This window comes from Pseudoalteromonas sp. EB27 (assembly GCF_001974875.1).
Lineage (GTDB): Bacteria > Pseudomonadota > Gammaproteobacteria > Enterobacterales > Alteromonadaceae > Pseudoalteromonas.
This window is the reverse complement of the sequence record NZ_MTQD01000006.1, coordinates 1-14,250: the sequence shown is the minus strand read 5'-3', so window position 1 is coordinate 14,250 and position 14,250 is coordinate 1. Positions and strand designations below refer to the sequence as shown.

At 34.8% G+C, this 14,250-nt stretch carries 12 protein-coding genes and 1 pseudogene; 11 read left to right on the top strand and 2 right to left on the bottom strand.

The genetic code is table 11. The annotated features are described in order from the left end of the window. Window positions 1–10 precede the first annotated feature (10 nt). The 9 genes from BW142_RS08090 (at window position 11) to BW142_RS08050 (ending at window position 11,506) form a co-directional block, all read left to right on the top strand. Window positions 11–1,504 (top strand): GNVR domain-containing protein, encoded by a 1,494-nt coding sequence (locus BW142_RS08090; RefSeq protein ID WP_076924524.1) that lies wholly within the window; start codon window positions 11–13, stop codon window positions 1,502–1,504. 1 nt (window position 1,505) lies between these two features. Next, window positions 1,506–2,582, top strand: coding sequence for a glycosyltransferase (locus tag BW142_RS08085; RefSeq protein WP_076924523.1), 1,077 nt, complete (start codon window positions 1,506–1,508; stop codon window positions 2,580–2,582). Window positions 2,583–2,591: 9 nt separating this feature from the next. After that, entirely contained in the window at window positions 2,592–4,394 is a 1,803-nt protein-coding gene (locus BW142_RS08080; RefSeq protein ID WP_076924522.1) for a sugar transferase, read from the top strand. A 167-nt stretch (window positions 4,395–4,561) separates the two neighbouring features. Then, entirely contained in the window at window positions 4,562–4,870 is a 309-nt protein-coding gene (locus BW142_RS08075; protein WP_076924521.1) for an STAS domain-containing protein, read from the top strand. An 18-nt stretch (window positions 4,871–4,888) separates the two neighbouring features. Continuing rightward, a complete protein-coding gene (locus BW142_RS08070) occupies window positions 4,889–5,749 on the top strand; it encodes an OmpA family protein (RefSeq protein WP_076924520.1) in 861 nt (286 codons plus the stop codon). 3 nt (window positions 5,750–5,752) lie between these two features. Further along, on the top strand, window positions 5,753–7,837 hold the full coding sequence (locus tag BW142_RS08065) for an SLBB domain-containing protein (RefSeq protein WP_076924519.1): 2,085 nt from the start codon (window positions 5,753–5,755) through the stop codon (window positions 7,835–7,837). After that, complete coding sequence (locus BW142_RS08060) at window positions 7,834–8,538, top strand: AAA family ATPase (RefSeq protein ID WP_076924518.1); 705 nt, start codon at window positions 7,834–7,836, stop codon at window positions 8,536–8,538. Before BW142_RS08065 ends, BW142_RS08060 begins: the two co-directional genes overlap by 4 nt. A gap of 7 nt (window positions 8,539–8,545) precedes the next feature. Beyond that, entirely contained in the window at window positions 8,546–10,006 is a 1,461-nt protein-coding gene (locus BW142_RS08055; protein ID WP_076924517.1) for a SpoIIE family protein phosphatase, read from the top strand. Window positions 10,007–10,093: 87 nt separating this feature from the next. Next, a complete protein-coding gene (locus BW142_RS08050) occupies window positions 10,094–11,506 on the top strand; it encodes a sigma-54 dependent transcriptional regulator (protein ID WP_076924516.1) in 1,413 nt (470 codons plus the stop codon). A gap of 41 nt (window positions 11,507–11,547) precedes the next feature. Here BW142_RS08050 and BW142_RS08045 read toward each other — a convergent pair whose 3' ends face one another. Next, window positions 11,548–12,558, bottom strand: coding sequence for a glycosyltransferase family 4 protein (locus BW142_RS08045; protein ID WP_076924515.1), 1,011 nt, complete (start codon window positions 12,556–12,558; stop codon window positions 11,548–11,550). Between the two features lie 23 nt (window positions 12,559–12,581). Here BW142_RS08045 and BW142_RS08040 point away from each other — a divergent pair, with 23 nt between their 5' ends. Next, window positions 12,582–12,920: an Hpt domain-containing protein gene (locus BW142_RS08040; protein ID WP_076924514.1), complete on the top strand. Its 339-nt coding sequence runs from the start codon at window positions 12,582–12,584 to the stop codon at window positions 12,918–12,920. On the opposite strand, the gene yvcK is transcribed toward BW142_RS08040, so the two are convergent. Beyond that, window positions 12,917–13,783, bottom strand: a complete 867-nt coding sequence (gene yvcK, locus BW142_RS08035) for a uridine diphosphate-N-acetylglucosamine-binding protein YvcK (RefSeq protein ID WP_076924513.1) — start codon at window positions 13,781–13,783, stop codon at window positions 12,917–12,919. The genes BW142_RS08040 and yvcK overlap by 4 nt on opposite strands. A 187-nt stretch (window positions 13,784–13,970) precedes the next feature. Between yvcK and BW142_RS08030 the strand changes: the two are divergent. Further along, window positions 13,971–14,250 (top strand): annotated as a pseudogene (locus tag BW142_RS08030) (hybrid sensor histidine kinase/response regulator); the annotation flags it as partial.

Below are 14,250 nucleotides of genomic sequence, written 5' to 3'. Positions count from 1 at the left end.
AGGTTGGATTATGTTGGTTAGAGAGCAAATAAAAAGATTACTTTATTTAGCGTTGTATGCTGTGTACATGCGAATAAAGCTATTTATTTTACCGCTTATTGTTGTACCTATTGTAATTACTTTTTTAGCCGCAACAGCTGAAAAACAATATACCAACCATGCCACAATTTTAATTGAAGAGTCAGCATTACTTAACCCTTATTTAGATGATTTATCTTTCTCGTTTGACTTATCAAACCGCATGGCGGCATTAAGAACGTTGGTAATTAGCCGCAAAGTTTTAATTGCTGTAGCTAGAGATACAGGGTTAGTTGCCGCTGATGCACCACCTGCCGATATAGAAGAAATACATCAAAAATTATCTAAAGCATTATCGCTTTCCTTAGTCGGCGATGAACTAGTAAGAGTAAATTTTATTTGGCATGAACAATCACAAATGAAACTTGTACTTGAAAAAATTGTTGAAAAATTTATTGAAAGCTTATTGGCGCCAACTAAAGCCTCATTAGATACTTCTGAACAATTTTTTTATCAGCAACTTGTTAGTTTAAGAGAAGAATTAGAAATATCCGAAGAAGAATTAGCAAATTTTAAAACCCACAATCGAAATACTTTACCTACTGTTTTACATAGTAATCGCCAAACATTTGATAAGTTACTAAGTGATAAACAACAAAAACTGATAACACTTTCAGGAGCTAAAGCAAGGCTGAGTTCACTTACAAATAAAATGGGGCAAGCCAATCCAATTCTAGGAAAATTGGAAGAGCGTATTATAACAGTAGAATCTGAATTCAGTTTTCTGAAAACTCGGTATACCGACAAGCATAGCAAAGTTATCTCTAAAAAAAGAGAGTTGGTAAATCTAAAGACACGGCAACAGGCCTTAATAGAAAATAGTAAAGATATTGATATAAAGAACCTCGATCAACTTTGGCAAATGGCAAATACTTTGCCTAGCGGAAAAGATAACGAAACTAGTATGTTAGTCTCGCAAATTTTGGCTTTAGAAGAAGCAAAAAATGAAGTATCTCAACACGAACAAGAACTTATAATATTAGAAGAACAAGTTAATGATGTGAGCGAACGATTGCTTATTACAAGTGATGTAGAAAAGCAATTGAGAAAGCTTGAACGTGATTATGATGTAAAACAATCGCTCTATAAAGATATGCTTGGCCGTTATGAAATGGCCAAGGTTACTGGAAAACTAGTTAAGTACGAAGGCCCGGATAAAGTAAAAACAATTGAACGTGCATATAGCCCGACTCAACCAATAAACACATCCCTTGTTGTTTCTATTTTTTTAGGAATTGTACTTGGCATATTTGCTAGTGCTACAGCGGTATTTATCGCAACTCTATTTGATAGCCACTTAAAAGATATTCAAACCATTGAGAAATTATCTTCGCTGGAGGTGGTCACAATTTTACCTATTGTTGGCAACAACAATTTAAGAACTGTTTTAAACAAAAAAACGCCCCCTTTTGCGAAGAGGAAATAATATGAACATTTTACACTTAGTCCAACATTTTAAGATTGGTGGCCTTGAAAAAATGGCAGTGACACTAATGCAAAAAAGTCGCTATGCCAATACCAGCTTAATTGTTTCGCTTGAAGGGAATGATCAAGAGGCAATTGAGCAGTGGCCTGCACTTTCATTATTTAAACAAAAATTAATTTGTTTAAATAAAGCTCCAAAATTTGATCGTAACGTTATAAAGCAGCTCAGCGATATTATCGATGAGAATAATATACAGGTTATTCATAGCCACCATATTGGTCCTATGCTATATGCCGGACTAGCATGTATAAGAAACAAGCAAGTTAAGCATGTATCTACTATTCACGATGCTTGGTATTTACAAGACTTCAAACAACGCTTGATCACCAAAGGGTTAAATATATTGACTAAAATACATTGGGTTGCGGATGCTAAAGTAGTTGCCAATGACTTTTATAATATGACCTCAATATCAGCCGATAAAACCATATTAAACGGAATTGACTTTGAACAATTCACCGGTGTTGATATGCAACATGCACGTACAAAGTTTCATCTGCCTTCAGATAAAATATTGATAGGTTGTGCAGCAAGGCTGGAGCCCGGTAAGGGGCATTTAGAGTTAATTAATTTATTACCTTCATTACCGCAAAATATAAATTTTGTATTTGCTGGAAGCGGGAGCTTAATTTCATCATTAATGGAGCATGCACTTAATCTAGAAGTACTTGAGCGCATTAACTTTTTAGGTAATGTACAAGAAATGCACTACTTTTACTCAGCTATAAATATTATGTGCCTGTACTCAGAAAGAGAAGGCTTGCCTTTATCTATATTGGAAGCAATGGCTTGCGGTAAAGCCATTGTAGCAACAGATGTTGGTGGTATTAGCGAAGTTGTAAGTAGTAAACAAGGTGTGCTCGTGAATTTCGGTGACAACGAGGCATTAAAATTAGCCCTATTAGATGCGATCAACTTAGAGGATAAAGACAGTATTAGAAACTATATCATTGCACTAGCTGATGCTAAGACAATGAGCGATGCCTATGACAACTTTTACAATGCTATATCAGCATAAGGAAAAATAATGACTATTATTCTGATTATTCTAACTATTTTGGTATTTTTAGTTGTATATCATCATGTAGGCTATGTCGCATTACTTAAATTAGTTAGTAAAAAAGAAATATCCCCTGACAATGAGTATGATGCACAAGTACCGGCTTACTTTGGGATTTTAATGTGTGCCTATAATGAACAAGAGCATATTAAAGACAAGCTTTATAATCTTGGTGCCCTTTTATATGAAACTGAGATGTATGCAATTCATGTTTACTTAGATGGTTGCACTGACAATACTTATGAAGAAGCAATTATTGCACAGTCAAAACTAGCTGAACAAAACGTGATATGTCACCTTCACGTCAACAATACAAATCAAGGTAAAGCACATGGCGTTAATGAACTTATAAAGCTAACAAAAAGTAATTATGATGTACTTCTGTTCACTGATGTCAGTGCCTTATTAAGTATTGACGTACTCAAGAGAATTGATAAAGGCTTCAAAGATCCAAAAGTAAATGTAATTACCGGAGTGTATATCCTTGATGATGATGCTACCGCTGAACAGCAACATTATTGGCAGTATCAAAACAAAGTTAAGAGTATGGAGTCAACTTTAGGAGCAGTTATAGGTGTACCTGGAGCCATGTTCGCTATTAAGTCAGTATTTGCAGAGCTATTAGATGAAAGCGTAATAAACGATGATTTTATACTTTCAATGCAAGCATTGAATGAGGGAGGTAAAGCACTTGTAGATGAAGAAATAAATATATTAGAACGTGACTGTGATGAACAAAGCCAAGATTATGCAAGGCGCATACGGCTAGGTGCTGGCAATTGGCAACAGATAAAAGTGTTATTTGGATTACTTAATCCTAAATTAGGATGGGTAAGTTTTAATTATTTTTCTCACAAAGTTTTGCGTGGTGTTATGCCGATTCTATTGGCCCTCATTTATGTTTTAATTCTTACATTAGCTCTCTTTTCAAGTTTCATATGGGCTCAATTTTTAGCCTTGGGTATCGCTTTAGTACATGTAGTAGATTTAACAAAGCGAGTACTAAAAATAAAAATAAAAATTCCTGTAGTTGATAAAATTATATATATATTGAATGCGTATTTTTTATCTCTATGGGGAATATTTAAATATGAACGCGGTGATTACAACGAGCACTGGAGACGCGTAAAAAATGCTCCAACTAAACGCGTAAACTCCATCAAAATAATTAAACGAGTTGTAGATATTTTTGGCTCTGCAATAGGTTTGGTTCTACTAACTCCACTAATGGTCATTGTAAGCATACTCATTAAGTTTACTTCCGAAGGCCCTGTTTTATTTAAACAATTACGTGTGGGCGAAAGCAGTGATGATTTTGTCGCCTTATTTCATGTATTAAAATTTCGTTCTATGGTGGTTGATGCAGAACTTAAAAGCGGCGCAGTTTGGGCAAGTAAAGATGACCCGAGAATAACTCCTATAGGGCGCTTTATGAGAAAAACACGTATTGATGAACTACCACAGCTTTGGAATGTTTTAATGGGAGATATGTCGCTAATTGGCCCTCGCCCGGAGCGCCCTATTTTTTATTCAAAGCTTGAAAAAGATATCCCTTATTTTTCTCAACGCACCTACGGTATAAAACCAGGTATTTCAGGTCTAGCACAAGTTATGAATGGGTACGACGAAACCATTGACGACGCAAGAAACAAGATTGGTTGGGATTACGCATATATGCTTAGTACATCATCAGCAACTAGCTGGTGTAAAATGGAAATTGATATATTAATTAGAACCTTTGTTGTTATTTTTACTGGGAAAGGCCAATAACAACTTTTTTGCATAATGCAATTGTATGTTCAAAAAGCAATTGCATTATGCCTATTTCATTGCGCACACTCTTTGTGACCACATAAAACTTACTGCATACATACCCTTAAAACTGGCATCCTTCTTGTATTAACTTGTATGAATTTAAATTTTAATAGGTGAATGCCATGACTAATCCACTTAATGACGCTGAGCATAAAGTCTTTGTGATCCCATCTGATTTCTCAGGTTTTACAGTTGATGGTTTTAAGGATGAATTTGAAAAGTTAGTAGAAACCGATAGTAAATCAATTGTTCTTGATTTATCTAAGACAGAATTTATCGACTCTTCAGGAATAGGTGCTATTGTTTTTCTATACAAAAGAATAGAGAAGAAAAATCATAAACTTATGTTATTAAATGTTACTGGGCAACCATATAAACTAATGACTCTACTTAGAGTTGATAAAACCATTCCTTTCGTAGATTCAATTTAATAGCATAATGGAGGCTATATGAAAGCACACAATATTTTTTTTGCGGCTCTAATTTTATTATTAGGAGGGTGTGCTTCATGGCCGGATGAAGGACAAGGTGGCTGGGCTGAAAAGTATCAGAACTACCCCCTAGACGATGAACAAGAAGACAGTAACTATACACAGCCCGAAGAGGTTATTCGTAGTGAATTCGAACACCTTGTTTTAAAACTAGAGCTTTTAAAATCACAAGATATTCAATCATGTATGCCTGCCCAATTGCTTAAATCTCAAATATATGAGAACCGTATTCGTCGATTAATAGCTGCACAAATGTGGGAAGATGCTGAACATGATTTATTAATCCATTATCATGGTTTAAATCAACTGACTAATCACTTTAGCTTAGTTAGACAAGCCACTCATTGCGCAGAAGAAAGTACATCTGCAGAAGCCACTCTTTCTGTAAAAAAACAAGTTTCAGATCTTCTTAATAGCGATAATCAATTTGCTTTCAATGAGTTTGAGATAACTCCTAAATATGCCACCCGCTTGGCTCAGGCTGCTGATTTAGTAAAACAGGTAAGCTCAGTTACTATCTTGTTGATTGGTCACACTGACTCACTCGGCGAAGTCAATAACAATTACGAGCTGGCTTTAAAACGAGCTGATACTGTAAAACATTGGCTAGAAGTATACGGAGTCCCCAATCAGAGCCTTACAACACTCACCCAAGGGAGCCTCAAACCTTATAGCGATGAGTCAAACAGTACGACAACTCACCACTCAGATAGACGTGTGGAGGCTATAGTTCTTGATGCAAACGAGAGTATCCAGCAAAACAAAAAAGTTAAAGCCCTAATGAATTGGACTAAAGTGATAGAAAGGAAAAAGGAGTAATTTATGAAAAGTATTTTTATCTTTTTTATCTTTTTTATCTTTAGCTCACAAGCTGCTGGTTTAGTATCTGACAGCGACTTTGAGGTACAAGTTGGTAATAAGCTCTTATTATATGTTCCAGGAGAAGCTGAATTTGATAAACCATTCGAAGTTGATAAAAATGGACAAATCAATATTCCAGAAATTGGTCGTTTTGATGTCGTAGGTAAAACCACAGCACAAATCACCTTAGAGCTTAGACCTATATTGGGTCAATTTTTTATTGCTATAGATGATTTCTATGTTGAGATAAGTAGCCGCGACATATTTATAAAAATATTAGGCTACGTGAATAACCCATCTCAAGTAAGTATACCTGACGATGGCAACATTCAAATGGTTATCGCTAAGGCCGACGGTTTGAAACCTGGTGCACAATTAGACCGCTTACAAATCCGAAGAAGTAATGAAGTTATAGAGTTTAACTACAAAGCTTATTTAGACACAGGCAATATTACATTATTACCTCCCCTTAAAAGCGGTGATACTGTATTTGTTCCTGTCTCGCCATTACTAGGTAATGTACAAATTGACTTTGACGCACAAACACTTAGTGCTACTGGTGATGCTAGTGATGATACTGCTATTACAATTTTAGGTGAAGTCCACAATCCAGGTAGTTTTTCGTATAAGGATAACATGTCTATATTAGACGCACTTATGCGTTCAGAAGGCGTAACACGCTATGCTGATGTAACAAAAATAAGGGTTATAGTGGATAAAAAACCTGTTATTTTTGATCTAAAAGCTTACTTAGATACACCTACTAATAGCAATATGCCTGAGCTAAAAGCAGGCTCTACTATTTATGTACCAATAATGGTCGATGATGTAAATACAACTTCACGTACAGTTTATATTATGGGAGAAGTACAAAAGCCAGGAGCATATGAGGCAGCAGATAGTACTAATTTTTTAGATATATTGGCTAACGCTGGAGGCCCAACTCGCTTTGCCGAAACTCGTCAAATAAAAATACTCACTCCGGAAGGTGAGAGCATTTTGTTTGATTTACAAAGCTATAGTGAAGGCACTACAACAGCTAAAGTACCAGATTTAAACCCAGGTGATGTTATTTTTGTACCTGAGAAAACAGATGTTAATGAGAAAAGTTGGTTAAAGATCCCAACTAAAAGAGCAATCAAAATAATAGGCGCTATTCAGTCACCTGGTAGGTACGAATGGAGTAGTGAAATGGACTTTACTGACTTACTTGCTCATGCTGGAGGCCCTACTAAAGGTGCAAATATTAATGACATCAAAATTGTACGAAATGGTGACGTGACGAAGCGTTTCGACCTTGAAAAGTACACGATTACTGATGGCCAAATACAGTTACCTCAACTTTTAGCTGGCGATACGATAATTGTAGAAGAGCTTCCTGTTGATCCCGGAAACAATAAATCACAATGGATCCGTCAAGAGTCGAGTAAATCAATTTATATTATGGGTCAGGTTGGTTCTCCTGGGCGCTACGCATTTAATGATAACATGCACTTTTTGGATATTTTATCTGCCGCTGATGGTCCTAATGAAAGTGCTGATATTAGAAACATACGCATAACTCATCGCAATGGACAAAAGGCTAAAGTAAGTAAACTGAACCTATCTATGTACTTTGAAACTGGTGATGAAACACTATTCCCTAACGTGTTACCAGGAGATACTATTTTTGTTCCAGAAAAAGATAAAGACTGGTTACGTACACCAAAGGAGCGTGTTGTTCGTATTATGGGAGCTGTTCAAAAGCCAGGGCGATATAGTTTTGATGATACCATGTCAATTTTAGACGTATTAGCTGAAGCTGGCGGCCCTTCTAGCTCAGCATTAATTGATAAAATAGTTGTTGTTAATCACTCCTGTTGTAAGGAGCAATCACGTATCTTTGATTTAGAAGAATTTATTAAATCACCTAATTCAGCTAATTTACCAGTATTACGTGCAGGTGATACATTATTTGTACCAGATAAAGGTCAAGATTTACTTAGTCAATTTAAAGATAATTTTGTAGATTTTATAACAATCATTGCGATAGTGGTAGGATTATGAATCTAATTCCTGAGCAATATCATGAGCTTGAAATCATTTGCAACACACTGATTGATAATAACGCCCGCTGTGTCACTTTCATTTCACTGATGGGCTCAGAAGGCTCATCAACTGCTTGTGCGAGCGTAGCAAAACGACTTCAATCACAAAATAAAACTGTACTTGTCATTGATTTAAATCCCCTTAACTCTTTTAAATTAGATGGACAATTACCTAAAACTCAAGGTGAATGGCGCTTCGATGATATCTCTTGCCAATTAGGTGTAATAGCTTATCAAGGGATTAATATTCTGCCAATAAGCAATATAGAATCTATAGAAACAGCTAAAAATAAGCATATTTTAAATGACGCTATTTTAAGATTGAAACAAGAATATGACTATATCCTTTTGGATATGTCTCCAGCCTTAAAACTAAACCGTAATAATGTTCCTCTTCATTCACTGAGTTTGTGTACTGAGCTAACATTGTTAACAGTCGCCTTAGGTATTAACGACGAAGAAGAACTATGTAAAGGTGTTAGCGAGCTTAAACAAGCAGGACATAAAAATATTCAAATTCTAATTAGCCAAAATAATTTTGCACCTCTAGGAGAGCGTATGGTTAAAGCAATAGATAAGCGTGCACATAAATGGCCCCGCTTTAGCAAAATCTTAAAAAATAAAATCAATAAACAAAAATGGTTATTTCAACATCATTGAGGCTAATATGGATATATTATTTGAAAGACGCTTTGAACTTTTATGGCCCACATTAACTGAAATTAGACAAGTATTGAAACATGTTCTTGGCGCACTATCTGTTAAACGCGAAGAAGTTGATGCTGCTGGTTTGGCTGCAACAGAGTATCTTACTAATTTAATTCGGCATAACGAAGGCTCCGAACATAGCATCATTTTGCGTATCAGCCAAGTTACCTCTCAAGAATATGAACTAACCATCATTGATGAACTAAAGGCATATAATTTATTCAAGAAAAATGACTCTCAATGGACATTAGACTCTTGGGAGCTTGTTGAAGGTGGTATGGGTGTAGAGCTAATACGTCATTATTTTAGTAGTGCCACTTACATAACAAAAGATAATAAAAACTATTTTTCTTTTACCTTAAACCAAATAGATAAACGCCCTACTGTTATATATGTAGACGATGACCCTGTCCAATTGGCTCTAATGAATGCATACCTAAAAGATAAATTTCAAGTAATTCAGTGCGAAAATATTGAGTCTGGCTGGCAGGCAATTTTAACATCAGATGCTAGTATATTATTGCTAGATCATCAGTTAAAAAATGGTACATGTGAGCCGCTACTTGAGAAACTTAATAAGTCTAATTTAAAATCTCAATTATCAGTAATAATGCTTACAGGTGATGATAGCGAAGAAGTTATAAGTAAAATAAATCGCCTAGGTGTTGATGACTATTTAATAAAGCCCGTACAAAAGAATAAAATTCTACAAAGTTTTGAGAGAGTGACTCATCGGTTTGCCTATTTATCCTACCAGACTGCTTTTGAATCTACCCCATCAAAAATACCGTTAGGAAATGACAGGCTTGCCCATGTCTTTGGCTCAATATGCCTAGGAAATGGAGGCGACTTTTTTATGCCTATCAACGAAGAAGGTACTGCATTTGTACTAGGTGACATGATGGGGCATGGTTTGCAAGCTTTAAAAGAGAGCTTTGCTATTAAGGGATTTATAAGTGGCTTTCTAGCTACAGGATTACCTTATCAAGATATGCTCAAAGCATTAAACAATGCGTTGTATAATCAGCAATTATGTAAATCAAGCCTAGTAACATTAATAATTTGCTACATAAATGAAGATACCCTATTTTGGCTAAATGCTGGTCATCCTGCTCCGGTTGTAATAAATCAAAGTGGGAAGGTTAAACAGTTAAATGGCACAGGCCCATTACTTGGGTTATCTAAAAATCATAATTATAATTTGTATCAAACGAGCCTGACAGATATTCACCACACTCTACTCTACACCGATGGATGGACAGATAATCGTTATGTTGATAAAGATGAAATAACTGAACTTGAGAAAATAATTCCATCTCAGAAATATACTAAAGAAGCATTTGCTCATCTACTCTGGAAAAACTCTCAAGTTATTTTATCAAAAGAATTAGACGATGCCTCGTTAATTATAATCAATTGAATTTGATTTAATTCTTAATATATACTTAACTAAGATAAAAGTTTAGTTTTTTATTCGATATATTAAGAAGGCTTAAGGGAATGAACTATGCCACCAACTGTATTAATTGTTGAAGATACACATTCTTTAGCCATGCTTTATCAGTCTTATCTAATGCCAACGGGTGTTAATACTCTAGTAGCCCATAATGGCGCAGAGGCTAAAAAAATTATAGGTAACACTAAGTTAGATTTAATTATTTTAGACGTGGTTTTACCTGATATTAATGGGCTAGAAATTTTAGAATCACTAAGTTCAGATTCTTGCCCTCAAGTAATAGTACTAACGGGTAACGCCACTAAAGAAATGGCGATTCGGGCTATAAAGTTGGGTGCAAGCGACTTTATAGAGAAACCTGTTGAGGCTGACCGGTTTAGAATCACTGTGCATAATGCTCTGAAAATAAAGAATTTAAAGCAAACAGTCACTAAATATAAAAATAAATATGAAAATGGAAAATACTATGATTTAGTCGGCAGTTCAGAACAAATGCGAGCTGTATATCAAATAATTAGTTCAGCTGCTGTAAGTAAAGCTACTGTATTTATAACAGGCGAGAGTGGAACAGGTAAAGAATTGTGCGCGAGGGCTGTTCATTTAGCATCTAACCGTGCTGGTAAACCTTTTGTTGCTCTTAACTGTGCAGCTATACCAAGAGATTTAATCGAAAGTGAAATTTTTGGTCATCTTAAGGGGGCTTTTACTGGTGCTATATCTAACCGTGCAGGTGCAGCAGGACAAGCTGATGGCGGTACTTTGTTTTTAGATGAGCTTTGTGAAATGGATATTAATTTACAAAGTAAATTACTACGGTTTATTCAAACAGGAAACTACCAACAAGTTGGAAGTGAAAAAGAAATAAAAGCCAACGTACGCTTTATTTGTGCAACCAATAAAGACCCTCTTGCTGAAGTCGAAGCTGGACGTTTTAGAGAAGATCTTTATTACCGTCTTCATGTAATTCCGATAGAGATGCCTCCCTTAAGAGATCGTGGTAATGACATCATTGAAATTGCCGAAGCTTTATTCATCAAAATTGCAAAAGAAGAAGAACACCCTTACCTAGGTTTATCAGATGATGTTCGAAACTTGCTTAATAGTTATCAATGGCCTGGAAATGTAAGGCAATTAGAAAACGTAATTCGCAATATTTTAGTACTAAACCAAAGTGAATGGGTTGATGCTAGCATGCTCCCTTCATTACCTAGAAAGACTAAATCTACAAATGATGAAAATGAGCATCGACAAGCTAACGAGTTAGTCTCAACTGATATTGAAGACCTTCCATTTAAAGAAGAGGACGTAAAAGCATTATGGTTAGCAGAGAAAGATTATATAGAACGAGTTTTAAATTTATGTGCTACTAATATCCCAAAAGCAGCATCGCTATTAGATGTAAGCCCCTCAACCTTGTATCGAAAAATTAAAGGGTGGGAAGAAATGGAAAAAGTTGAAGTATAGCTACGTTATAAATTAATACACTTTCAAAAATTAGATAAAGCTTACTCTTTTCGATAAGCTTTATCTAAAAGAGCGAATTGCTTTTTACCGGAAAATCGTTCTTCCAACATTTTTTTAGCCGTTTCTAACATTATTACTTTCTGCTGTGGAGTCATTTTAAGAATTAAATCCAAGTTATGCTTACAATCCTCAATATTTCCTTTTGTCATTAAAAAACCATTTTTTTTATTCTTAATTATAGTTGGAATAGCCCCCACGGGGCTGCTTACTATTAATGTATTTTCAGATATAGCCTCTAAAAGTGTCATAGGTAATCCTTCCTCTCTTGAACAAATTAATAATACATCTAAGTGCTCCCAAATATTATTCCGATTTGTTAAACCATGATATTTAATATTTTGACTATTAGTAACATCATTTTTAAGTGGACCATCGCCAAAAACATGAAACTGAATTCTAGCATCAGCTTGCATCATTGAAGATAGTTTACAAAAAATATCTGGCCCTTTCTCGTGAGATAAACGACCCACAAACCCAACTTTTAATGCCTTTGTAATTTGTTTAGGTTTAGTTTCACTAGGAATACTGATGAAGTTTTCTAACAGGGTTGAGTTTTTAATACTCTTTGCAATATTGTCTGATACTGCGAAGTTAATTGATAAGAATGATAGCAGCTTGTCTATTTTATTATAAAACCTAACACGACCTTCTCCCGTTTCCCCAGCATGATAAGTACTTACGCAATGGTACCTATACAATTTACATACTACCCTAGCAACGATACCTGCTTTATAACCATGAGTATGGATCACAATTTTCTCATTGTATTGTCTTAATTTTTTTAAAAAATTTCCAACATTACCTTGCGCAAAGTCATACTTTATACTTTCATTATCTAGTAATGTATAAAATGCCTTATTACCGTGATCTTTATAAAATAGTATTATGCTTGGCACGTTATTTTTAGCTAATAACTTTGAGATCTCTATTAAGTGAGTTTCAATACCGCCAATCATGGACGAGTCTACGAATAAAATTACACGATAATCCATTAATCAACTCCGAAGTAAAAAATATGATAGATAAATTAATAATAGAACAATTGAAACACGATGTCGGCGAAGACTTAGCGATTCAATTACTTGGTATTTTTGTAGAGGAATCAAAAAAAACAATAGCAGATATGCTCGTAGCTTCTTCTGTAAGCTCTATAGCCATTAATGCACATGGCTTAAAGAGTAGTAGCTCTAGTTTTGGAGCCATCAACTTAGCACATACATGTCAATTAATTGAAACTAAGGCCAAAGATGAAGAGTTAGATATAGAGTTAATAACACTACTACAACTCGCAGCAAAACAAAGCGACAAAACATTTAACCAACTTACTTCTATAATTGTAAGTCAAAGTATTTAATCACTATCAATAAAAGGGTTTTTTAATAGTTCTGAGAAAATCATCTTAAGCTCACTAATATCGTGTAAATGGCTATTTTGATTTTCTACTTTTTCGCCATTGTATAAAATTTCTTGCATGGCTCGTGGTGATATACTTAAATCGTAAATTTTTTGACCTAATTGTTCTTGTAACCAATCTATACCAGCACACTTTAGCGTTTTCATAACACTATTTTCATCTGCACTGTTTTCGATGAACAATCTACATGCCGATGTTTTATGTATGGCATCGCCTAGTTCTTTAACTAAAAAGCTAGGCATTACACTTGATATAATACTACCTGGACCCATGATTATAAAATCTGCACTCAAGATGGCTTCGACTGCTTTAGAAGAAGCTGGAACATCGTGAGAAAGAAATATTTTTTTTGGAAGCTCACCTAATGCATCTATAGCACACTCACCAAAAACATGCTCCCCATTATGAAGCTCCGCAATAATATCAGTTGGAAAATCTGACATGGGTAAAACGGTTTCATTGTTTCCCAGCATTTTATTGAAACTATAAATTGCTTCGCTGGCACATTTATTAGATTGTAAAAAAGCAAGTAAAGTCAAGTTACCTAAACTATGTCCATCCAAATCTCCTCCTTCAAAGCGATGATCGTAAATAGCGGCATTATTAGTATTATTTTTAGCAAGCTGGATACAACAACGACGAATATCGCCTAAAGCAATACAACCATATTCTTCTCTTATGCGACCAGTACTGCCACCATTATCTGTTGTAGCAACAATAGCAGTAAGCTCCTTACACATAGGTTTAATAGCACTTAGTACTTGTGCTAATCCATGTCCACCACCAATACAGACTATTTTCATTATTGAACCTAGACACCTCAAGATACCGTAACTTAAGCAGAATTTATTCCAACTTGAAATTATATTTAAGACAATGATTTTAAATGTTTTTTATAATTACTAATATTGCAAAATTGCATTAATAGACTATTATTCGCATTAATAGAAAATTATTTGCATAATGCAAAATAGCCTCTTCGAGAGCAATATGAAAAGTAAAGAACCAATATCAATAATTGATTTACAAATTCATTTAGATAATTTATCTACCTGCGATGATGAGGTAGATATAATTAAATCAATAGCAGCACTAATTCAGCCAATGATGAAATATAAAGATTGTATTATTCTTAAAAAAAATAAATCTAGATTTTTTGAGACTATTGGCACTAGCAACAGTGAGTTTTATGTTGAAACTTGGCCTGAATGTAATTTGTTTGCTAGTGCTATTAGCCAAGGCTCTATAATTTCACTAAAGCCATTAGAAG